Source organism: Cardinium endosymbiont of Sogatella furcifera (assembly GCF_003351905.1).
GTDB lineage: Bacteria > Bacteroidota > Bacteroidia > Cytophagales > Amoebophilaceae > Cardinium.
The window spans coordinates 438,482-463,047 of sequence record NZ_CP022339.1; the positions used below are offsets into that span (position 1 = coordinate 438,482).

Below are 24,566 nucleotides of genomic sequence, written 5' to 3' on the forward strand. Positions count from 1 at the left end.
AACGTGCGTCTTATCAGCCAGCTAACCAAAATTTGCCATTAGGAACCAAATCCCTTGGATCTTTGGTCGTCGAATTAACTATAAAATGACCTTGTGTAGACGTTAGGTTGTGTAATGTTGCGGCTGTAGGCGTCATGTTGTATGCCCATGTAGTGTTGGTATATGGACTGTCTAACGCAAATGGACGACCGACGGTTACACTACCACCCCCATGCGCCTGTAAATTAGGCGTACGAGACTCATGTAAAGTATAATAAGATCCCCAAAAAACCCATACAGTAACAGTGGAATAACAGTAGTTATGCTGCCAACGAATGCCAATGCATAACACAAAGGTTTAATCCGGATTTTTTCACTACAACTTCTTGTCTTGATACCAAACGGTTCAGTTTCTCTTTGCGCAACAGATACACTTGTGTCCATTGCTACTATTTTGCTTGCATCTACACAGGAAGACAAACTACAGAAATGTAACAGCCCGACCCATAGGGCTAGCTTAGGGTATATATATTTTTTGTTCATAGTAATGCTATTCAGAATACATGTTACCATTAGACATAACCAGTCAGCACCATGATAAACATGGATAGCGGCATACGCTATCCATATTCCCACGCTACTTAAATTTAACTAAGGAAAAAAACGACACCTCCATCAGGGGACAATGCCATTAAAATAACCCATTAGTCTTTGACATTTTTCTACTTACAAAAAAAAATATACAATTGCAAATAAAGGTAAAAAAATCATACCGCTATATAGCGTCTTTCTTATCAACCATTTCGGCAAGGCAGTACGCGCTTAAATAGGGAGAGTCTGGTTGGGTGCGTAAGGTGGAAACGGATGGTGTAAAGATAGCCCTCCTACCTCTTGTGCGCAGCTGCATTGGGCCCTAAGGACGCTACGGGAGGCCACCACGTCACATAAACATAACTTGTATAAACTACAACGAACACCATCAGCCATAGCCCTGCTACTAAACGAACTGTTCTCGGCTCATTACAATAATTAGGATCTTCTTCGATTTGCGCATTTTCTATTAAATCGTAGTCACAATGATTATCGCTTCTTTCTGCGGCTTCTAAATGCGAACTTAGTACTTTTTTGGTATTTGCACAGGAAAACAGAATATTAAAGTTTAATAGCGCGATCCATAGGCCTGCCTTAGTGTGTCTATATTTTTTTTTCATAGTTCATATTGATAGGGTGCACCTTTAAGTGTAGGCCCCTACTGGGCAACATCCCTTAACCCATATAGCAGGGTTGCCCATTGGAAACCAAAGCACCCGGGTCTTCCTTCGTTGCATTCATAATAAACGCTTCGTCCATAACACCCATAGTGTTTGGTATCCTGTATCCAATATGCGGGTTTGTGCGGTTGTCGAAGTGAATGCTTGTATTCCGTTTGCCTGGCATGAATGGTGCAAAGGTGGTCATATTATTGCGGTTCAGCGTAGAGGTATCTGATGAATTACCCAAATAATCCAGCATCAAATTGAAGAGCATAAGAGGACCCAATGTTATCCCTGCAACGCATGCTATCCCCGCAAAGATAGTAGCCGTTATTTTTGTACACTTAGTTAATAGCCTGCCGCTATCTCTTATTAGGTCCGTGCCACCAAGCTCCAAATTTAGTGTCCTCCTATTACCTCCATCTTCACCCACTGTTTGTCTTGTGGTTACACAGGAAAACAAGCTATAGAAACTGAACAGACCGACCAAGAGACCTATCTTAGTAGATGTATATTTTTTCATAGCGTTAATGTTTAAAGTGCATGCTACCACCACTGCGCACCATAATGGCTGCAGATAAGCAATCATCCAATATCTGTCGTACGTTTGTATTATGAGTTTATCTTCATTAAAAAGCTGGGATAAGAAAGAAAAACACCCCTGTAAAAAGTCGTATTATAGCAAGTCGCATCTGACAGATGATTAGAAAAAATCAGTTTCCTTTGAAGCCCCCAAAGGGGGCAGTTATTGTTTTTTCCATCTCTCAGATTGCAAACCAATTAAATGGGCTCACGTGTAATTTTGAGGCACTGTTAGATGTGCTTTCAGCAGGCAATTGACCATAGCCCTTACACCAATCGCTGCAGTAGCGTGCACTTTCTTCATAACTGTGGCAAGGACCTCCAGCTGGAAATTGCCCTTCTACGGAGTTTATAGCACTCCCTGCTACCAATCCTGACAAGAGTACCCATGATAATGTTACCAATACCGGGGCCATAAAACCTACAAAGTTTTTGAAAATGGTTTTACAATCGTAACCTGCCGAGCTGCTGTTCACAACGTTCACTGCATGTTCCTGGTTATCTATCCCTAACCCTCGCCTTGTATGGACACAAGAAGATAAGATGCCAAAGCCTAACAACCAGACAAATAAGCCTATCCTAGCGCGTGTATATATTTTCATAGTATATAAGCATTTAAGTTTATGTTATCACCACCAGCAGCATAATTTCAATGCATAGGCTATACCCCATTCATATGGCCTTACCTGCTTAACTTTTTATAATCAAGCAAAAAAACCTTAATGCAGTATAATGGTACCCATGCGCCACTTATGCCATATGTATAAGTTTAAAGCTTAATTGATACTATCAAAAATAAATTACAATTCCAAATTAATAAAAGCGAGGCATAAAATGTCACACTGCATTCCAAGAGGGTATATGTAAAACGAGCTGCTTTTTTATAAGGTATTAGGGGTATATTATAGCCACCGATAAAGCAGTATTTTTTATCGGTGGCCTATAAGCAAGGGATATAAATAATCGATGTAACAAATAGCTTAGGCTAACCGTAGTAGGTAGCAATTAAAATATCTATCTAAACCTTATACATCGCATCGGCAATTTTTGCTTTAATATCTGTTTCTATTTTGTTACACAACTCTGGCTGGTCTTTTAAGAACTCTTTGCTCGCCTCTCTTCCTTGGGCGAGCTTATGCTCTTCGTAAGAAAACCACGAGCCTGCCTTTTTCACGATACCCAATTCTACACCAATATCAATCAGTTCTCCAACCTTAGATATCCCCTCTCCATAGACAATATCAAACTCAACGACCCTAAAAGGAGGGGCTACTTTGTTTTTTACGATTTTAACCCGTGTGCGTTTCCCTGATACGGTACCATCACTCTCTTTTAGTGGGGTTAAGCTACGGATATCTAGACGAACAGAGGAGAAGAACTTTAATGCATTACCGCCAGTAGTGGTTTCTGGATTACCAAATAGCACACCAATCTTTTCTCTAAGTTGATTGATAAAAATGCAAGCACACTCCGTTTTATTAATAGCTCCGGTGAGTTTTCGCATGGCTTGTGACATTAAACGTGCCTGTAACCCCATCTTGCTGTCACCGATATCCCCTGCTAGTTCACTACGAGGCACCAATGCTGCTACAGAATCAATGACTAAAACATCTATCTCGTAAGAATTAATCATCTTTTCCGCTATGTCCAGCGCTTGCTCACCATCATCTGGTTGCGCGACATACAATCTTTTTGCATCTATGCCCAAGCGTTCTGCATAGCTTCTATCAAAAGCATGCTCCGCATCAATAAAAGCAGCTAGCTTCCCTCTCTTGTGCGCCTCTGCAATACAGTGTAAAGCAAGGGTGGTCTTGCCAGAAGACTCTGGCCCATAAATCTCAATAATTCTGCCACGAGGTATTCCACCCACCCCTAGTGCTAGGTCTAAACCCAAAGAGCCTGTGGAGATGACAGGAATATCTACTATATGATTGTCGCTTAACCGCATAACTACTCCGGGGCCATACGTCTTTTCTAGTTTATCAATGGCAACTTGTAAAACTTTTGGTTCTTCTGTATGATCAGTCATATAGTATAAGTTTTAAAAAATAAAAATGGCCTAAATTTTTTAGTAGTTTACTACAGAGCTATTCAATAATATGACCATGCTACGAAAAAAAATTAAACCCATCCCTTCTAAAGCGTATGGGCAGAATTCCCTATATAAAGATAGTACATTTATTTGATATAGCATCCCAGCAGCTCTATCTTGTATACAAGGTAGAGCTGCTGCACAATATCTCGTATCTTTGGTAAAGCTCCAAATGGGTAGGCTACCCTTTTAAATTTTTTAATATAAAAAGTTGAAAACTTATTTCTTAAGCAAGCAGAAAGCAATGCTTATACCATCTATCATGCAACTACTATTAGTCATGAGTTGGCTACATACAGCTGCTGCTTTACCCATCAAAGAGGTAATCATAGGCGTCAATGCTAAACACAAGCAAGCCTTACACAAGCACTCTATTTATCAGCCCCACGCAACTTTTTTAGGTATGCCTATTGAAAAATGGCTCTATCAATGGGGAGAAAATTATCACAGTGTTGAAAAGATAAAAAATGAAATAGCCTCTATTCAGCAAGCATATGCCTACCGCATCGGTAAAGCAGTAGGTGAAAAAGAAAAAATGAAGTGCATCGCCAAACGAGATCGACTTATTAAGCGCAAAGAATATACCATAGCAAATGGGAACCGCCTCATGCGTATGGGTGAAAAACCCTTACACTATGACCCAATATATGTACACCATAATGAAAAAATATTTTTAAACTACCTACATGCCAAAGGATATTTAGATGCTGAAATTACACCTAAAACTGATTTTAAAAAAAAAATAGTATGTGTTACCTATTCCATAAAGCCAAAACATTTGTATAGCATTGCTTCAACAAGTTTACAAATAAATTATAAACCAATACGAGCGCTATTAGCTAGCCACCATGATGAAAGTTTCATTAAGGTAGGTTGCCCTTATCAATATCAAGATTTTGTTAACGAACAAGCGCGTATTATCAACTTATTGTCTGACCATGGTTACTTTGAATGTGATGAACAATATGTATACTTTAAAGCGTATCTATCAGAGAAAAATCATACTATGACTGTGACTACTATAGTAGACATACCGGAAGCCAGCGTGCATCAAACAAAAATAGGCCGTGTCGTAGTAGATCTAACCACCCAAAAAGATCACCAATGCAGTGCTACGCATCTGCAAACCAAAACATGCCAGGGTCTTGACTTTTTGGTCCCATCCGACCGCTATCCTTTAGACGATCTAGCAAGAAAAATACCCCTTCGCCCTGGTGATTTTTATAACAAAAGTAAAATTCTAGAAACCTATGAACGACTCTATCGCATTGCCACATTTGAGTCCATTTCGATTTTGCCCAAAGTAGAAGCGGAGCAACTGGTCATTTATATTCATGCCAAGCCTTATGAACGTGTAAGATTACAAACAGAATTGGGCGGGGAATGTGTTAACCTCAACCTGAAGCGACTCCGCCCTACTATCAAATTAAACACTACCATAAGACGGGTTGGTGGGCTAGGCATACTGCATATAGAGGCCAGTATTGCACTTAGGGAGGAGTTCATAACCAAAGCAGCTACCAAGCTTGCGCAGAATATTGCATATGGATTGCGTGGTAAATTTACCACGCCACGTTTTATATGCTGTTTACCAGAAAAGCGCAACCTAATATTGGAAAATTTTAATCCAAGCACCAGCATAGACATTGGCTACAGTTTTACAAAAAATCCTATTTACAGTAACAAAAAAATAGATGCCACCTTAAATTATGATTGGTATAGTAAACAGGTTGCATACGAATTTTATCCCTTTAAAGTGGTATTTAACTACCCTAAAGTCATAGATGAAACAAAAGTCAGTCAACTAAAATTAAGAGCACCTTCTTTTTTGACGAGCATAGGGTGTATAGCCACCATAAGAGCGGCAACCCCAACGCTCTATCTCAACGCGTTAGACAGATATAAATGGATGGTTTCAATTGGCATAGAACATGGCGGCCTATTTGAGCACCTTACCCTGTTTAAGCAGATTTTACCTAAATCATTCCAATTTTATAGGTATATTAAAGTAGATATAGGGTATCGTCATGCTTTTAATTTTACAACCCATACGACACTAGCTTACCAAGCTAAGTTTGGTATGGCTAAAAGCTATACAACAGCAGATAACGTGCATCCAGACAAACAATATGCCATAGGGGGACATGGTAGTGTGCGGGCTTGGGATAGACAAATAATTGGCCCTGGTCTGTACGAAAGAAGAGATAAACAAGAGGAGCAAAAAGGTGATTTACTCTTGCTAGGCAATATAGAATTGCGTCAAAAATTAATGGGTTATCTAGAAGGTGCTCTTTTTTTGGATATAGGCAATACCTGGCGGCTGTCACAAGATGCCCCCCGAGCTATGCAATTCTATAGGGATAAGTTTTACAAATCTTTTGCTTTAGGCGGCGGGTGTGGATTAAGATTGAATTTTTACAATACCTTTGTACTCTGTGGAGATTTAGCTTTTCCATTACGCAGACCTTCTGGAAAGGCACTAAAAAAGTTAAAACCCGCTTTTAACCTAGCCATTGGGTATCCTTTTTAAGAATAGGATAGGCCATTTCCTGCTATGGTAACAGGGCAAAATTTATTTTTGAATAAAAAAACCTAAATAGGTCATAAGTATATGCAGCCAAATACAATAGCACTTAGGTTAAGTATTGCTGAAGTGAATATAATTATTAAAGCCTTGTCTGAAAAGCCTTTTCGAGAAGTATATGAGCTAATAGGTAAAATCCATACCCAATCTAATGCACAGCTCAAACGAAATGGTACCCAACTGCAACCCACTGAACCCATGGGTATAGAGCATATAGATGGCAAAGGATGATGCTATACCTTAATTTTATTGGCATTACTTGCCATATGATCATCGAGCAACCCTTTACAGCCACGATTGGTGCAGGTAAATGGCTGCTCCATAACCAACGAAACATATTGGAATGTAGTTTAGTAGTTGCATCCATTTTTGCCCATGTTTTAGAGGCACGTCAAAATATTTGGAGCAAAATTTTGGCTTTTCCTATTGCTTGTACAAATATTTATGTTTACTCCGTTAGGCGACTCTATGGCAAAGTAGTCTATAGCATTATTTTTATATTCTTTAATCTATATGCCTATTTAAGATGGAAGGGAACCACCCATCGCAAGCCTGTAAAAGTGAGTAGAACATCCTATAGCGTATTCTTAGCCATTACCGGTATGAGTATCGTGGGGGGAATGGTTTGGCACTTTATAGCAGGTAGATATTTTAATACATCATCGTATGGAGATGATTGTTACCTCGCTTTTGGTTTTATGGACAAATGGTTGATGTCGCATAAAAAATTAGAAAGATGGATGATCGCCCTTTTTCGATATATAGTTTTCGCCCTAGCCTGCTATCAAAAAGGCGCCATCATGTTCAGTATGCATTACCTTATTTTATCGTGTATAGGTGTTTATGGGCAAATAAAATGGTACTTATCCTACAAAACAATGAAAGCATCTTAGCGACCCACCTTTCGTAGCTGTTATAAGCGAGCTACATGGCCATTTTACAATAGCTGTTGCACCATTTAGTTGAAGCTAAAAACAAGGCTTACGGCGCTATAATAGGTACAACCATACGCAACATGCATGTAGTTAAAGAAAAAAACAGTAAATTAGAGAGATTAATGCCCAGTGCCTAAACTGTATTGGGCTTTCAGTAGGGTTTGTCGCCTTAAGTTAATAGACATTTAAACATAAGTGAATAGAGGCTTCTGACCAACATATAGGGAAGAAGGGTTTTCTATTCCAGAGTGGTATAACATATATAACTTACGAAATCTTAGTAAAATGCCTTGTGGTAGGAAAAGAAAAAGACAAAAAGTAGCTACACATAAGCGTAAAAAACGGCTTAGGTTAAATAGACATAAAAAGAAAAATAGATAGCCCTTAAGTGTCAAGAAGCATTATTATCTGCTTTGTTTAACTATTTATTAAATAGCTACTAATTGCTTTCTTGGTTTCTGTAAAAACGTAAACAAAATGAGCGCGTGGGTAACGAATTGATAATTAATAGTACGGATAATAATTGTAGAATAGCACTGCTAAAAGATGGAAATCTTTTTGAATATCAAGTAGAAAAAGAAGACAATAAATTCAAAGTAGGAGATATTTATCTGGGTGTTATTAAAAAAGTAGTCCCCAGTTTAAATGCAAGTTTTGTGGATGTAGGGTACAAAAAAGATGCTTTTTTGCATTATTTGGATCTTGGTCCACAATTCAATTCTTTGAAAAAAGCGATTCAATTTGTGCGGCATCAGCAGGGCAATGTAAAGCATCTAGCCACCTTTGTAGTTGAGCCATCCATAGACAAACTTGGTAAAATTGGGGATCTACTGACAAAAGGGCAAGAAGTATTGGTTCAGATTGTCAAGGAGCCTATTTCAAGTAAGGGCCCTCGTATAGCTTCCGAATTGACTTTACCGGGTCGTTATATGATCCTCATACCCTTTGTAGATACGATTAGTATTTCCAAAAAGATTACCAATGCTGAAGAGCGCGATCGGCTACATCGTTTAATTGCTTCCATTAAGCCTAAAAATTTTGGTGTCATTGTGCGTACTGTAGCCAAAGGCATTGATGTGGCCACATTAGACAGGGATCTGAAAGACCTTATCGACAAGTGGAAAAAGGGGATAGAGCAATTAGCCGCTGCGTTACCCGGCGAAAAAGTAATAGGAGAAGTAAATAGGGCCTATACTATTTTACGGGATATGCTCAATGAGTCTTTTGACAGTATTGTGGTGGATGACCAGCTCCTTTATACTGAAATAAAACAATATATACATACTATTGCACCTGATAAGGAGAAAATTCTTAAATTCCATCAAGGTAAGATCAAGCTATTTGAACAATTGGGCATAGAGCGGCAGTTGAAAACACTTTTTGGTCAAACGGTTGGCATAGAGGGGGGCGGTTATTTAGTGATTGAGCATACGGAAGCCATGCATGTCATTGATGTGAACAGCGGGAATAGAGCGGTGGACGAAGAAGGGAACATGGCTTTAAACGTTAATTTAGCTGCTGCACAAGAAATTGCACGGCAGCTGCGTTTACGGGACATGGGCGGGATTATAGTTGTGGATTTTATAGATATTAAAGACATAGAGGACCGCAAGCTCCTTTATCAAAAGATGAAGGAGCTTATGAAAGAAGATCGTGCTAAAACTTCTGTTTTACCCCTGTCAAAGTTTAGCATCATGCAAATCACACGCCAGCGGGTGCGTCCAGAAATGAATGTAGTCACCAGAGAGCTTTGCCCATCTTGTAATGGAACAGGCAAGATTGATGCCTCTATATTGGTTTCAGAAAGAATTGAAGAAAGCTTACGTTTTGTTTTAATGAATCAAAATGAAAAAGGAATAAGGCTTTTGGTACATCCTTATCTTTATGCCTATTTTACGAAAAATCTGATTTCTAAACGATTGAAATGGTTCTTAAAATATGGTAGATGGGTGACCTTGGTGGAAGATTCCTCTATGGCGATCACAGATTATAAACTGGTCAATCAAAATCAAGAAGAAATAGAACTCCATTAGTGCTTTTTTATATTATTATCTTGAATAGACTTGGCTGGCTACTAAGCTAAGTCTATTTTTTTATTGCCTTTTAATGGCGTAAAACAGAATATATATATGCGACTTTTTACCTGCTTGCAAACCACTGCTCAGCCAGCTGGCCCTATATAAACTTGTATAATTCACAAGGAACCATTACATTAATATTAAGCAGAAAAGGGATTTAAATTGATCTAAGGCATCAAGCAAGCGATCCTTTTTGAGGAGGCATGGCGGGTAATAAACCATAGATCTACATTATTTTTTGCTTCTTATCAGCTTGTAATAACCAGTTGAATAAAGTATAAAAAAGGTAATGATGCTAAGAAATATAGCGCGATGAACAATAAAAATTAATTATGGAGCGCATGAAGCTACCTAAATGTAGTATAACCCCTATTTTAATAAGCACTTTTAGCTTTCTACTTTGCTTATCTATAAATGCCCATGCAGGGCGTATAAAAAGTACGGCAGCCAAAAACTCCTCTGCAATCCTACAAAAGATAGCTGAGTTTTGCAAGCAAAATAGCCTTAAAAAAATAAAAAAAAACAAAAACTTTGCGAATCAAGCAGTATATCAGCTGCAACAGGCCGCAACCGGCGGTTTATCCAAACAAATATGGCACAACATTAACCTTATACCTTATTTGCAACAAGCCAACACCCAGATAAATAGCGATTCCTCTGTCATTGCCCTTGCTACCAAAGGATCCCTTTTACCACATCACAACAACCCGTTGAATGAAGTAGCTGCAGACACGTTATTGGAAGAATTGCTGGGTGTTCACACATTTATTCAGTCCACTACACCTGAGCAGGTATCAAGCAGATGGGCGAACTTTTCATTTGATTGCAGCATAGGCCTTGGGGCTGTTTTTTACACCAATCAATTGGAGCAGATCCATTTACTGCAAAGGAAAAAAGGTAATTACTTTTTTATAACCCAGACAAATGAAGTATACAAACCCAATTGGTTCCACGATACATTAGATCAAGTCCGTGGCTTTAATCGATCTAATCATACTGCATATGGTAGGGTTACCAACACAGCATTTCAAGGCAAAGGATTGGGGTTACCTATTACATTAGGGATACAGTATATTTGCTGGAAACAGCTGTTTGTAGGTATTGGCAGAGAAATGCTCTTTAATAGGACTGATAAATTGATCCACAATGATGACGATATAACGTATAAGGCATACATTTTGCATAAAAAATGGTCCACGCAGGGCAGATGGTTTGTTAAATGTGGCTGGTATATGTTTAGCGATCAAAAACATCGATTTTTTGGAGACATGCGCCTATTCTATGTCCAACACTTGGGCCATATATTCTCTAAACTGGTCACCTTTGGTCCCTACTTACATCAAGCATTGGCCTATAATTTGGGATTAGGGTATGAGCGGCAGTTTACAGATTACCTTTCATGCATTATGCGCCTTTCTATGGAAAAGCAAAAATTTAAACAATTTACCGATACAAAATCCCATGATTATAATATTCAGTATAAACAGCCAGCGCTTTATCTACAAGTGGGACTTTCTATACGGCCTATAAAATATACCCCCTATAAGACTCTAAAGTGCAAAGAACGCCAGTGTAAGGATAATACATTAAATGACATAACCAAACTAGAAGGTCTCCAAGAGTTGCTAGAGGCAGATTAGTTACGCTGTACAAATATTGTTTATAACCGTAATATTTATTATAATGGAGCTAATTATCTGATATTGTATTTTGCCTAAAGCAGCAAGGCTATTGGTTAGGTAGGTCGCTAGCTTTTTACGCCCTTCTTGCAAGAGAGGCTTAGACAGGAGGATAATTGTAAACTATATAATTTTTTTAACCTATTTTGCTATGAAAATTAAAATCGCGTTACTTGGCTTATTTTTTGCCAATAGTATAACAATAGACCCTATATATGCTGATCAATATGACTTCCAATTAGAAGCAGATGAGGTAGATGGTGCACCATTGGTAGAGCAGGATGTTTTAGAAGCAAAAGAGGCAGCAAAGGATGCCACTAAAACTGAACAGCTCATAAAGGTGGGTGCTACGGTTACGATGGGTCCTTCTGTTATATATCAAGATGAAGCATTCTCTACTGAAAACAGCCTAGCTGCACAACTAAAATTTAGTGCAGATGTGCCAAAAGCTTGGTGTAATAAGGAGGCAAAAGTTTCTATAGGCACTAGTTGGAAAGGAAAAGAATTCAAGATTAAAAATGCTGCTGTAATCATTGGGAAGATGGTAACAATGGGTTATACTTCTACTATTTTTGGTTATGAAAAAGCAGATAGTTCCTTGCTTATATCGCCAAGTGTAACTGTATTGCAATTAAAGCATGCGTATAGTTTTGATTGCTTTCGATTCGGCTATGCGATTGAAAGGCCCCTTGCATTAAAAGTGGGATGTTTTGATAAAAATCACTCAGAAGAACAAGATAATGACGAAAAAGAGAAGAGTCGCGTAAATAAATGGGACAAACTAGACGATAAAAAACGTCCTGTTCAGACTAAAGATCGTATTCCAGCCTTTGGCATTAATGTAGGGATTGTTACAGATCAGTGGAATATTGGTCTAAGTGGCTTGGGTCGCTTGACAGATTATACACATGGTACACATGAGAAAGACGCAAAAACACATTACTTTCTTTCTGGGGGTGGCCATCTAGGCATTCAGTATGAGATACCTAAGCAATTTACATTTAGCATGCAGGGTGCTTATGTGTATGGTTTGGGTGATTACCTACCAGGGCCCGCAGCCATTCAAGATGATAAAGAACGCGAAGAAATGTGTGCAGCCTATTATATAGATAAGGAAAAAGATACACTGTATGCGATAAGTGCACTTGGAGGAGGACTTATGTTAGCGTACTGTGCAACACCTAAGTGGACACTCTCTATAAGAGGATCTTATCTAAGCACACTAGAAAACGAGGAAGAGCACAAGCCCGCTCAAGCTTTTAAATATCAGTATAATATAGTGCCAACCGTTGCCTATGAAGTCAACAAATATTTTACGCTTTCTGGTGGATATAGTCTCATAAAAGAAGGGAGACAAAAAGAGGGAAAAGATAAAGACATGGAGCATAAATGGTCTGGGTGCATAAAGTTTAGCTTGTAAGATTTGTACACCTTAATGCTTAATAAAAGCTATACCCAACCAGCTCAGTTTGTCATAATATAACCAATGATGACAAACTGAGCTGGTTGGGTATAGATAATGTCCTCCTAGCTCGCTTCAAGAGATCAGGCAATAAGGATAGGGATAAATAATATCATAATATAATATATTGGTATGAATGCAAACAAAATAAAAGCTGCCATTATCTTGAGTATAGGCTTGGTGGTGAGTAGTATGATCTTTAGCTTAGCATTTTGCTATGTTCGCTCAAAATCTGTAGCCTATATGAGCGTAAAAGGGCTTGCAGAGCGGGAGGTAGATGCCAATGTAGGTATATGGACTATTAGGTTTGAAGCAGTAGATGATAATTTAGAACAAGTTAATGCACAAATTATAAAGCAAACAGAAATATTGGTTGCCTTTCTAAAACAGAAAGGATTTGTAGATAAAGAAATTATCTATGGCACTCCTGAGTTACGTGACCATGGGAAACATGATTTAAAACGCTGTAGGTATTCCACCAGCATGGAAGTCATCGTACATACACCAAATATATTTTTAGTCTATGAAACGGTACAAAAATCTCACGAACTAGTGAAAATGGGGGTTTGCTTAACGTACCACTGGAATGGGCCAGCTAAATTTATCTTTACAGATTTAAATGTAATTAAGCCATCCATGATTCAAGAGGCCACTATAAATGCAAAAAAAGCTGCGCATCAACTTGCCACTGATTCAGATGTTCGTTTAGGAATGGTACGTAGAGCCACTCAAGGTGTTTTTTCTATAGAGGATACCCATATACCTACCAAAAAAAAGGTACGTGTAGTGACCCAAATGGAATACACTATTCAATAACGATACCTACTCAGGTTGCTAGTTTGTGGCTTAGATACCATTTTTTAATTGATAAAATTATATGAATGGTCTTGATATTTTACTCATTATACCACTTATTTGGGGGGGATATAATGGGCTAAAAAAAGGGTTTATTGTAGAACTGATTGCCTCTTTCCTATTGGTATTTGGCTCTATAAAAGGAGTAGCCTTATTCTATACATTGCTACCTATTATAGCAGACAAGTTACCTGCCTTAGCTGCTTGCCTGCCTATTTGCTTAGCCATTCTAATGCTTTTCATAGGCGGATTGGTGATCTACTTGTTAACAAAATTGATTAAAGGCATTGTGGTCATTAGCCTGTTGGGTATGTTTGACAACCTATTAGGGGGGGTATTTGGCTTATGTAAAGTGGCATTTTTTATAAGCTTATTGATTTACTTTTGGGGTTGTTTAGGACTTACGGTCTTTCCTCATATCTATACAGATACCAGCCTTTTATTTCCACTATTGGAGCCCATTGCGCCAAAAATCTTACAATGCTTCACATCGATAGATCATCTATACCCATTTAAACAGTGGTGCCAAATAAAAGATATACCCCTTGTTAGGTCTAAGCCATAAGCCATTTTTAACTATCTATTCACACAATGGCGGGGGCTTAAGGGAATCTATTCTAGCACAGAGGAACAAATGGATAGCTGGTATAGAGCCACTGCACATGGCTACCAATAAAAAGTTAGTAGGCAGTAAAAATAATGAAACGATGTGTCTATTCATGACACTGGTTAGTAAGACATTTTTATTTTTACTTATTTCTTAACAAGAAAGTAACAAAAAATCAAGACCTGTGCAAAAAGTCGCTGAACGCGTCATCTTACAAATGGAAAAACAGAAATCGCCCTCTTTGGGGGCTTTAAAGGAAACTGTTTTCCCTAATCATCTGTATGATGCCACTTTCTACACCACGACTTTTTACAGGGGCGTTGTTCTTCTAACACAAAAAACAGTGACTTGAACAGATCATCAGAAAACTATAAGTTTACTGAAAATGCTCACTTCATTTATCGACAGCCACCATACCCTTAATATACCAATTAGATTGAATATCAAAAACATTATATAATATGGAGACGCTGTGAAAAAACGAACCCAATTTAGGTTGAATTTCTTAGTGTCTAACTACTTAGACTATAGCTTTTTTATATCCTTGATATAGTGTAGCGATTACTTACTTTTACGTTGTTTTAGTTTTTTACTTATTTTTCTGTTCAACTCTTTTTCGTAAACTTGTGTTAGCTTTAATAGAATCTTTACATGTTCTTTCTGCTCTTCTTGTGTCCAACTCTTGATTCTATCTTTAACATCCTCAATACAATTTGCTTTGAGAAATTCTTCTGTCTGTCTTACCACACCTTTTTCATTATTCTTTTCTTCCTCATTCATTAGAGGTTTTAACGTATCTAGCTTTTTTTCCACCTCATCTAGTAGGTTAGATAATTCATCCAACTTTTTCTGTACGTCCGGGTTGATTATATCGTTTGATGAATGTGAAGTTGTCCGCTTAGCACCTGATGGCTGAGGCTTTGCTTGCGTATTATTTTTTGTCTTAACATGGTCTAATCGATCCCTATTCACTTCGGAGCTTTTTGGATCTGTCACCTTGTGAGGATTACACCTAGCCTCTTTCTTTTTAGGACTGACTGGTGTGGTATTTTTCGGATCTAATTTATTACTCGACTTAGAGCCATTTTGTTGCCCCGGCATAAGCGGCTTATTGGTTTTATTGGTCTTGCTACTGCTTTCTTCTACCACAACTTTAGGAGAACTATTTGACGGTTGTGATGGTGGAACGGATACTGCCTCCTCATCGGGTTGCGCTGATACATCTTTAGGGTCATCGGTTGAGTGCGTTGGGCTAGACTCAAATGCTGGATTGTCTTCACCTTGCTCATTACCTATATTATATTGATTGGATAAATCATTTTCCTGGTCGATAAGTACATTTGATGGATCATCTGATTCAAGATCGATCGGTTCACCTGATGTACTATCGGGTGGATTATTTGGTTCAGTATCTATTGGCTTTCGTGCATCGAGGATGGATTTTGGTTTTTCTTGACCACAATCCAATCCCAATGAAAAAAATAGAGCGCAATACAATGGGCCATTTACTAATACTTTTACACCTTTTATGATTTTGTTTTTTGTTTTTTTCATTGTTTATCTAAATTATGCTATAAAAGCCATTGCTTCATAGAACATGTTGCTTGCTGTTCTGAAACGATATATACATTTATGCGTACTGTGCTAGGAAAATAATAAATAGAAGTAGATAGCATCTGGATACTGCTATGCTTTTGATCATCTACCCTATAATGGATGATATATAAATTTTTACAATTATCCAAGGCTACTTGTAGATGGTATCATTTTTATAGACCAATACCTAAAACCACCTGCCATTTATGGTAGAATTGTATAGATTTCTATTTACTTTATTTGGAATTATATCGATTATTTATTAAGATATAATAGGGGGAAGGAGGTGAAATCGTAGGCAATATAGATCGATTTCATTATTTCTAGCATTAAGGTCTTTATCCCTTAAATAGACTGAAACAGATAAAATAATATGGATAAGCCATACGCATATATGGAAGATACATGGAAATAATTTTGTTCAACAGTGGTTATAGCATACAACTTAAAACATGAATACTATGAAAAAAACAAATACCCGTTGTAAGCTAGGCCTATTCATCTGGCTATTAAGCTTCAACACTTTATCTTCTTGTGTAAACACAGGACAAACGCTAGGTATGTGGGTGTGTCAGTCAAGCGCTTCAAAGAAGAAGCAATTACAGAATAAATTAAACGAGCAAATACAGAATAAATTAAACGAGCAAACTAAGAAGCACAATCCTAATGCGTACCAATCGATTGCTGATCCTAAAGTATCATATTCGAGTAGATGGAACATGGGAAAATATAGATCGCCTCTAGTAATGTTAACAGTAACAGGATTAATAATAGGAGTGGGTGCAGGATTATATAATTATTTCAGCTCAGAATCAGCGCTATTAGCACCTAACCCTATAGAAGCAGTAATGAATAATAACACAATGTTATCCCCCACCGGAAACGGAACAATAAACCCAATAAATACAACGCTAAGTTCCATAGGAACTGCAGCTACAGCCACAGTAACAACTCTAGCAACAGGTCTAATAGCAAAATTGAAACTGAATCAGAGCACCTCTACGGCTGGACCATTGAGTAGTGAAAAAGACAATAGGGCCTTAGATGCAATAGAAAACCCAAAATGGCGTGAACCAAGTACTACAGAAGTATCCAAACCATCTGGTATTAAGTTGACTGCTCTAACTCAGGATATCATAGATGACATTGCTAACCATAGGTTTTCGATAAAAAGGATACAACATTGGCTTAATAAAGGATTATCTATAAATGCGACGGATGCAGACGGGCGCACCTTATTGATGGAAGCAGTAAACGATATGGAAGCAGTAAACGATGAAAATTTTCTTCTCGTTAAATTTTTAGTAGGTAAGGGAGCAAATGTGAATGCACAAGATAATAGAAACAATACAGCTCTAATGTATGCGATAGACCTTTGTGTTAAAGCTCAAGGCCGTTGTGTTAAAGCTCAAGATATCTTCGACTATTTAATAAAACATAGCGCAACTCCATGTATAGAAAATGTAGACGGCAGACCGAAACAATCTGAGATAGATGAATCTAATAACGAATCATTGAAAAATAAATTCAAGCAATGTCCGTAATACACCAATTAAAATTAGTTTTTAGCTAAACAACTGTTTTGTGCAGCTGCTTTAGTTTAAACTTTTGCACCTGTTCCAGTCGCTGGTTTTTTTGCGTTAAAAGAAAAACGCCCCTGTAAAAAGTCGTGGTGTAGAAAGTGGAATCACCATGCAGAATGCAGATGAAGCCCACAAAGGGGATGAATTCTGCATTGCCATCTGTATGATGGTACTTTCAGCGGCTTTTTGCCGAGGGCTTGATTTTTTGTGCACTTTTTTATCAAGAAAAAAGTGCGATAAATTACCTTATTAGCTATTAACTTAAACAAATACCTCTTTTTGTTTGATAATCAATAAAATATAGATCTTAAGTTGACGCCATCGCGTGAACAGGTACAATTTTACCTCTAACCAAAAAGCTATACATGCAAATATAAATAAATAAGTAAATAAATAATACTATGAAAACAAAACATATACAATATAAAGCGGGTCTACTTATTGGACTACTAAGCTTAAGCACCTTATCTTCTTGCGTAAATACAAGGCCAGGATTGGGTATGGGCCCTTGGGGCAGTAAGAGTAGTAAGGATAATAATGTGGAAGAGGATGGTAATAAAGGCAGCTCCAAAAGCGGAAGCAAATGCGGAGTGAAAACTGTTTTCAAGGCTATTGGCACAACGGCAGCGGTAGCAGCAGTTGCTACTAGCAGTTATAACGTTGGTCACAACAAGGGTTACAACCAAGGTTACGACCAGGGTTACGACCAGGGTCGCGCTAATGCATCTAGCAGCTGCTTACAAGGATCATACAGTGGCAGTAATAATTCAAGCGCAGGCAGATTTAATTCAAGTAGACCATAGATGGATCAGCGTTGAAATAATGCTACTTAGCAATGATTATAACATAACTATTATACATATAGATTATGAAAAAAAAACATATGCAATATAGGTCAAGCTTACTGATTGGCTTATTAAGCTTAAACACTTTGTCTGCTTGTGTACATACAAAGCAAGGGTTAGGCATGGATGATACTCCTGGCAGACAGGAGGAGCAAAACGATAATAGGGATAATATACAAGTAGTTACCAGGCCTAGCCTGGTAAGAACAGCTTTTCTGTCAACGGTAGAGTTACTGGCAGAGATGTCAGTAGAAGATTTATTATGGTTTTGTAGCATAATTTATGGCGCAGCTCACACTCTAGGCTATGCTAAAGGCTATTATTCTGGTTACGCTAAAGGCATATTGCATACTTACCTTGAATCTGAGGTCTCAAAATAATTTAAAGCTTCAAAATAAGGTGCCCGTACAAAGGCACCTTACAATAAACAGTTGTAAGCAGCTCATAAACAACCTTTAGATTAGCCTCGTACAAACCAGTCATACTTCCTAACCCCTATCACCTACTATGCCAATAGCCCCTTATGACCCTAGATCACCCCGTTACTGCTGACCTTTACAGGTATAACTTTACCCATTTTCATCTATTTCAAAGAACTCAATCTAAACCAGATGCTACCTTCTACTCGATTGCTGGATTATGCTGATTAAGACTGAAGCAGATTTACAAACTTTTTTATAACTTCCAATGAACTTTTTAGAAATAAAGCATCAATCCTTTGAATTGTTTATAAACAATCTACCTCTGGCAGCATTATACTCTCCAAACATCTTCCTTGTACCTGCCTGCCGTCGTATGTTCAACGCTATGGCCATGCCACGCAAACAAAGGTAATGCACAAACCCATTTTCCCACAAAATACCTACATGCCTATCCACTTATCAACGATCCCTTACCAACAAGTAATACGGAAACCATTAAACCAATATTTATACCAGAGATATCACCAAAGTTATCAAGAACTACAGTTATACACCTTTTATACACACCACCTTATTGCTTATCTACACCAACCACATCCCATAAAATATAGGGCGTTTTAAAGTCCACACAATGATAGATTTATAATTTTTATCTGAATATCAAAATAATTTAATTTTATTTACTGCACATCAACTTTATATAGATGGCTATGAGCAGTGACGCATACAAAAGATCCATTTCTATCTCTTTGCTAGCATAAATTTCCTTAAAATTGGAGCTATAGATTAGCCATTTGGTCTATATCCTAAAAAGAGATAAATAGTCAATGTATATAATGATATATTCAAACTAAATAGGTATAAAAACTACCGTCATCTAATGCCATAACCACCTTTCAATCAATTATATATAAAGTATTGAACAGATAGAAGCGAAGGATATTAGAAATCAATGCTTCACTCCATCCAACCGGTGGATAAGTAAAGCATGCCTATGGTAGTTATACACAATTTTATTTTTAACTTGCCTTTTTCCACAAATCCACCGGGTAATAAGAATAAACTTTTTTCATTTATATCAAATTACTTATAATACCCCTATAATGGGTGTGGATAAATACAAATCGCCAATAGTGACAAGTCTTGGTATGGATGATTTTTTCTCTAAAGGAATAACGCTACTGGTAGGATTGGATAAAGCCAAGTTGCTTACAGATGAATTAGGTATAGCTACCTATGAAGGGCTGTTAAGACATTATCCCTTTCGATATGAAGATCGAAACAACCTATCTACTGTCGCTGCATTAACGCCTGCTGCTTCCGGTGTACAATTGCAAGGGTACATTAAAAACCTGCAAAAAATAGATAAAGGAAAAAAAAGACTGGTCGCACGGTTTGAAGATGGCACAGGACAACTGGACCTTATATGGTTTCATAACTTTTCTTGGGTTATCAAAAAGATTAAACCCAATATACCCTATCGTGTTTGGGGTAAACCTACCTTTTTACCCCAGGGTCATAGACAGCTTATTCATCCTGAAATCAGTTTTTTAACTGAAAGCAATACAACCAACTTAATACCCTTATACCATAGTACAGATCAATTAAAACGCAATCAACTAGACACTAAGGGGATTGCGCTATTGCAGAAGAAGCTGTTGAGTCAACTCCATACGGTGGTGGAAGAAACTTTACCCGATTATCTATTGACCCGCTATCGACTTCTTTCTCTAAAAGAGGCCTTTAGAAATATCCACTTCCCAGGTGACCAGACCTTATTAAGACAAGCGCAAAGGAGGCTTAAGTTTGAGGAGTTGTTTTACACGCAACTAAAATTGCTTAAAACAAGACAAGTGCGTGTGGAAAAACAAAATGGTAAAGTGTTTAATGATCTATCTTTGTTCAATGCATTTTACCACAACCATCTGCCTTTTCACCTAACCAATGGCCAAAAAGAGACCCTTAGGGATATTTACCGCGACTTAAGTGCTGGCAAGCAAATGAATAGATTGGTACAGGGTGATGTGGGAAGTGGAAAAACAATCGTTGCGTTTCTTGCCATGTTGGTGGTTATAGGGGGTAAAGCACAAGTGGCGATTATGGCGCCTACTGAAATTTTGGCCAAACAACATTTTGAACGTTTTTATCTCTTTGCTGAGTCATTAAATTTAAATATTGCTTTACTTACAGGGAGTACCAAAAAAAAAGAGCGGGAACATATTTTGTACCGTCTTAAGGTCGGTCTCCTACATATTATAGTGGGTACGCACGCCTTGCTTAGTGAGGACGTTGCCTTTCATGAATTGGGTTTTTTTGTAATAGATGAACAGCACCGTTTTGGTGTGGCACAACGTGCTGGCCTTTTAACTAAAAATCAAGTGTATGCACCCCATATACTTATTATGACTGCTACACCTATCCCAAGGACCTTAGCCATGACTTTTTATGGTGACTTGGATCTTTCTACTATTTATGAATTGCCATCAGGTAGGCAGCCGATTAAAACACAGCATTACTATGAAAACTTTCGGTTAAAGGTTTTTCAGTTTGTCAGGGAACAACTCCTATTGGGTAGACAGGCTTATATCGTCTATCCGCTTATTGAGGCCTCCGCTGCATTGGACTATAGTAATCTAATGGCTGGCTATGAATCTGTTTCTAGAGCTTTCCCAAATATTCCTGTTGGCATCGTGCATGGTAAAATGGATAGTGTGGCTAAAGATATAGAAATGAAGCGTTTTGAAAAAAACGAAACACGTATTCTAGTGACTACAACCGTTATAGAAGTGGGTGTCAATGTGCCGAATGCAACGGTAATGGTTATAGAAAGTGCTGAGCGCTTTGGCTTGTCTCAACTACACCAGTTACGTGGAAGGGTGGGTCGTGGTCGTGCACAATCCTACTGTATTTTAATGACAGACTATCGTTTGAACCAAGCAGGAAGGGAACGCATGAAAACAATGGTTAAAACCAGCAATGGATTTGAAATAGCAGAATTGGATCTTAAACTTCGTGGCCCAGGGGATTTAATGGGATTGCAACAAAGTGGCGCGTTACATTTAAAAATAGCTGATTTATCTAAAGATATTGCTATTTTAGAGGCAGCACGTGGTGTGGTTAAAAATATTATCCAACAAGATCCAGATTTGCAGCACCCCCTCAACTTGCCGATATATAAAGAATATACTAGATTACTGGCTGTAGCTGGGGATTGGAATAGAATAGGATAATTGGTTTCTAATGTACGGATTATGTCACTATACGAAAATTTTGTAGCAAGGTTTGGCCACATTCGGTTGCTGCATCAAATAGAAGCGCTCTTGGGATGGGATCAACAAACTTATATGCCTGCTGGTGCAGTGGCGATTCGTAGCAAGCAGCTTGCTTATATTGCTGGTTTGGCGCATAGGGAAGCAACGTCTAGTAGCTACCGTGAGGCCTTGGCGCAAATGATTGATATTGACACAGCATGCATTAAGCTAGAAGGGTTGCCCTTAACCGCACAATCCAATCTTAAACAGTGGTGTAGAGACTTAAAACAACTTACCAAGCTGCCTGAAGATTTTATTCAAGCATATTATGTGACCATTACTACGGCAACAGAAGTATGGAAAAAGGCTAGACAGACTGCTGATTTTTCCTTATTTAGCCCGTGGCTTCAAAAGGTAGTAGACCTTAATCGGGAAAAGGCAGATCTATTGGGGTATGTAGATAGCCCCTATGATGCATTGGTCGATTTGTATGAGCCTGGTGTAACTACTGCTACTTTGTCCACTCTTTTTACTGATTTAGGAGATTTTTTGTCTGCCGCCGTACAAAAAACGGATGGAAAAGATAGCCCTTATAAGGATTATTTTAACCATTCTTTTACACAAGAAGCACAAATGCAATTTGGCCATTTTCTTTTAAAGACCATGGGTGTTGGTAGTGAAAATACAAGGTTAGATTGTTCGGCGCATCCTTTTTGTTCGGGTATACATCCTTCTGATGTAAGAGTAACCACTAACCTAGATGGTGGGTTGTTGGCGCATGTTTTTGCTGTTTTACACGAAGGAGGCCATGCGCTTTATGAACTGGGTCTACCTAAGGAAGAGTGGGCTACACCTGCTGGCCAAGCTGCTTCTATGGGATTGCATGAAAGTCAATCCAGGTGGTGGGAGGTAATGGTAGGTAAGTCTTTGCCCTTCTGGTCCTATGTCTATCCTAGGTTTCAAAAGCAATTTCCTTCTTTTCAGCCACTTGCTCTTGCTGATTTTTACCGACGCATCAATCATGTGCAGGCTTCCTATATTCGTATTTATGCAGATGAAGTCACCTATCCATTGCATATTATCCTTAGATTTGAACTAGAAAAACAATTGATAGAGGGGAGCCTTAAAGTGCCAGATGTGCCACATATGTGGAATGCTACCATGCAAACACTTTTGGGCATTACACCCAAAAATGATGCAGAAGGATGTTTACAAGATATTCATTGGTCTTCAGGTTATTTTGGTTATTTCCCAACCTATGCATTGGGTAATATTTATGCGGCTCAATATTTTGCTACCTTTGCTCAATCTTTTCCAGACTGGGAAACGCAAGTAGCGAATGGATCATTTTCGTTTATAAATGATTGGTTACGTGAGCATATTCATCGGTTTGGTAGAATCTATAATGCTGAGCAAAGTATCCAACGGGTTACAGGCCATAAGCTATCCGTACAGCCTTATAAAGATTATCTTACAAAGAAGTATAGCGATCTATCTATTGAATAAAGAGGAGTTTTTTACTTAAATCTAGTTTTCTATTTTTGTTGATCTTGTGACCATTAAAAAAACTTTTTACCTGTTTTTAGGTAATATATTGGGTATATGCCTATTGTTGAATAGTTGCACAACAAGTTATTGCAATGGCTACCCGTGTGAAAGAAATGAACAATCTTCGTTTGCTCAGCAACCGGAAGCGTCCTCGTCAAGAGCAGAGGGCCAAAAGCCAAGAATTGTGGTAGTACTCCACCATGGCTTGGGTATGGATAATAGTCAACTTGATGTAATTGAGGAAGCATTGAAAAAAAACTATGGTGACCAAGTAATCATTGTTAAGCCAACTTATAGAGAGAAGTACTTTAAATCCATCCTATTTCCTATTTCTCACGCATGGTTACCTGAGTCATTTGCAGACTGGAGAGGAAAGGGGTTTCCTACCCAATCATATGGCGTCTATCAAGAAGTAACCAATGTTCTGAAAGCGCAAGTAGACAAGCATCCCTTTTGTACATTTATGATAGGTGTTAGCCAAGGTCGTGTAGAGAGCTGTGACTTAGCTAATGATTATGGAGATGCATTAAATATTAAAGGGGTTATTACAATTAATGCTCCTTTACAAGGTGTACATGGCTTACAAAATAAAGTGGAGGATGTATCTATGTTTCTGTCTAATGGCGCAGCTGGTTTAAAGGCGGTTGGCTTTAGTGATGCAGGCATAAAGCCAATGAAAAGTAATACATATCAAGAACTATTTCTGTCCAAATTTATACCTGGTATAGCCAGCATGCACCCGGATAGTGCATGTATAAGAAAAGTAAATCGGTTTATAGATAGGGATACGACACCTTGTTTGGTTATAGGAAGTTATACACCAGATATTTTTAATACTATAAGTCCGGGTGTATATCATCCAGTATCATCTAAGGATAACCCTGATGTAAAAATACTAGAAAAAGGCTTAGCAAAGTTCATTACTGGAAAAGAAGATGGATACCATGATGGATTAATTGCAACAGGTAGTCAATTGTATATGGATGATGCCCAAATACCATCTCTGATAGAGCATACCATACAACAAGATATAAAAAACAAAAACCTATATAGGTTGCTTCTTAAACGTCCAACGCATGCTGAGATTATCGCCTCTATCATGTCACGCCCAGCCATACCAATAGATACAACTAAGACACCACTTATAGAGCGAGATAAACACATTTCGCAATATATTATACAATTTATGGATCAAGTCATTAATACCTTTTAGTC

The 24,566-nt window shown here is 38.1% G+C and carries 20 protein-coding genes; 14 read left to right on the plus strand and 6 right to left on the minus strand.

Going from position 1 to position 24,566, the window contains the following annotated elements; all coding sequences use genetic code 11:
* Positions 1-13: 13 nt before the first annotated feature.
* From CE557_RS05020 to recA, 5 genes are all read right to left on the minus strand, one after another.
* On the minus strand, positions 14-331 hold the full coding sequence (locus CE557_RS05020; RefSeq protein ID WP_162789943.1) for a hypothetical protein: 318 nt from the start codon (positions 329-331) through the stop codon (positions 14-16).
* Between the two features lie 532 nt (positions 332-863).
* Positions 864-1,190: a hypothetical protein gene (locus tag CE557_RS01915; RefSeq protein ID WP_114909930.1), complete on the minus strand. Its 327-nt coding sequence runs from the start codon at positions 1,188-1,190 to the stop codon at positions 864-866.
* Between the two features lie 55 nt (positions 1,191-1,245).
* The gene (locus tag CE557_RS01920) at positions 1,246-1,755 is read right to left on the minus strand and encodes a hypothetical protein (protein WP_162789944.1); all 510 of its coding nucleotides are present in this window, start codon (positions 1,753-1,755) and stop codon (positions 1,246-1,248) included.
* 241 nt (positions 1,756-1,996) lie between these two features.
* Positions 1,997-2,416, minus strand: coding sequence for a hypothetical protein (locus CE557_RS01925; RefSeq protein WP_114909932.1), 420 nt, complete (start codon positions 2,414-2,416; stop codon positions 1,997-1,999).
* A gap of 416 nt (positions 2,417-2,832) precedes the next feature.
* Positions 2,833-3,843 (minus strand): recombinase RecA, encoded by a 1,011-nt coding sequence (gene recA, locus CE557_RS01930; RefSeq protein WP_114909933.1) that lies wholly within the window; start codon positions 3,841-3,843, stop codon positions 2,833-2,835.
* Between the two features lie 325 nt (positions 3,844-4,168).
* On the opposite strand from recA, the gene CE557_RS01935 reads away from it, so the two are divergent.
* The 8 genes from CE557_RS01935 (at position 4,169) to CE557_RS01970 (ending at position 14,064) form a co-directional block, all read left to right on the plus strand.
* On the plus strand, positions 4,169-6,436 hold the full coding sequence (locus CE557_RS01935) for a BamA/TamA family outer membrane protein (RefSeq protein ID WP_162789945.1): 2,268 nt from the start codon (positions 4,169-4,171) through the stop codon (positions 6,434-6,436).
* An 81-nt stretch (positions 6,437-6,517) separates the two neighbouring features.
* Positions 6,518-6,721, plus strand: coding sequence for a hypothetical protein (locus CE557_RS01940; RefSeq protein WP_114909935.1), 204 nt, complete (start codon positions 6,518-6,520; stop codon positions 6,719-6,721).
* Positions 6,718-7,383 (plus strand): nicotinamide mononucleotide transporter family protein, encoded by a 666-nt coding sequence (locus CE557_RS01945; protein ID WP_114909936.1) that lies wholly within the window; start codon positions 6,718-6,720, stop codon positions 7,381-7,383. Before CE557_RS01940 ends, CE557_RS01945 begins: the two co-directional genes overlap by 4 nt.
* Before the next feature lie 527 nt (positions 7,384-7,910).
* The gene (locus CE557_RS01950) at positions 7,911-9,458 is read left to right on the plus strand and encodes an Rne/Rng family ribonuclease (RefSeq protein ID WP_114909937.1); all 1,548 of its coding nucleotides are present in this window, start codon (positions 7,911-7,913) and stop codon (positions 9,456-9,458) included.
* Positions 9,459-9,844: 386 nt separating this feature from the next.
* Complete coding sequence (locus CE557_RS01955) at positions 9,845-11,143, plus strand: hypothetical protein (protein ID WP_162789946.1); 1,299 nt, start codon at positions 9,845-9,847, stop codon at positions 11,141-11,143.
* A gap of 190 nt (positions 11,144-11,333) precedes the next feature.
* Entirely contained in the window at positions 11,334-12,602 is a 1,269-nt protein-coding gene (locus tag CE557_RS01960; protein ID WP_114909939.1) for a hypothetical protein, read from the plus strand.
* Between the two features lie 174 nt (positions 12,603-12,776).
* Positions 12,777-13,460, plus strand: coding sequence for an SIMPL domain-containing protein (locus tag CE557_RS01965; protein WP_114909940.1), 684 nt, complete (start codon positions 12,777-12,779; stop codon positions 13,458-13,460).
* A 61-nt stretch (positions 13,461-13,521) separates the two neighbouring features.
* A complete protein-coding gene (locus CE557_RS01970) occupies positions 13,522-14,064 on the plus strand; it encodes a CvpA family protein (RefSeq protein WP_114909941.1) in 543 nt (180 codons plus the stop codon).
* A 603-nt stretch (positions 14,065-14,667) separates the two neighbouring features.
* Here the strand turns inward: CE557_RS01970 and CE557_RS01980 are convergent.
* Positions 14,668-15,660 (minus strand): hypothetical protein, encoded by a 993-nt coding sequence (locus CE557_RS01980; RefSeq protein ID WP_114909943.1) that lies wholly within the window; start codon positions 15,658-15,660, stop codon positions 14,668-14,670.
* A gap of 503 nt (positions 15,661-16,163) precedes the next feature.
* On the opposite strand from CE557_RS01980, the gene CE557_RS01985 reads away from it, so the two are divergent.
* The 6 genes from CE557_RS01985 to CE557_RS02010 all read left to right on the plus strand — a co-directional run bounded on the left by CE557_RS01985 (position 16,164) and on the right by CE557_RS02010 (position 24,564).
* The gene (locus tag CE557_RS01985; protein WP_162789947.1) at positions 16,164-17,246 is read left to right on the plus strand and encodes an ankyrin repeat domain-containing protein; all 1,083 of its coding nucleotides are present in this window, start codon (positions 16,164-16,166) and stop codon (positions 17,244-17,246) included.
* A gap of 440 nt (positions 17,247-17,686) precedes the next feature.
* Positions 17,687-18,088 (plus strand): hypothetical protein, encoded by a 402-nt coding sequence (locus CE557_RS01990; protein WP_114909945.1) that lies wholly within the window; start codon positions 17,687-17,689, stop codon positions 18,086-18,088.
* Positions 18,089-18,153: 65 nt separating this feature from the next.
* Positions 18,154-18,510 carry a hypothetical protein gene (locus tag CE557_RS01995; RefSeq protein ID WP_114909946.1) on the plus strand — a complete coding sequence of 119 codons (357 nt, stop codon included), beginning with the start codon at positions 18,154-18,156 and terminating at the stop codon, positions 18,508-18,510.
* 1,190 nt (positions 18,511-19,700) lie between these two features.
* Positions 19,701-21,782: an ATP-dependent DNA helicase RecG gene (recG, locus tag CE557_RS02000; RefSeq protein WP_420888373.1), complete on the plus strand. Its 2,082-nt coding sequence runs from the start codon at positions 19,701-19,703 to the stop codon at positions 21,780-21,782.
* A 21-nt stretch (positions 21,783-21,803) separates the two neighbouring features.
* Positions 21,804-23,309, plus strand: a complete 1,506-nt coding sequence (locus CE557_RS02005) for a carboxypeptidase M32 (protein WP_114909948.1) — start codon at positions 21,804-21,806, stop codon at positions 23,307-23,309.
* Positions 23,310-23,355: 46 nt separating this feature from the next.
* Positions 23,356-24,564, plus strand: coding sequence for a hypothetical protein (locus CE557_RS02010; protein WP_162789948.1), 1,209 nt, complete (start codon positions 23,356-23,358; stop codon positions 24,562-24,564).
* Positions 24,565-24,566 lie beyond the last annotated feature (2 nt).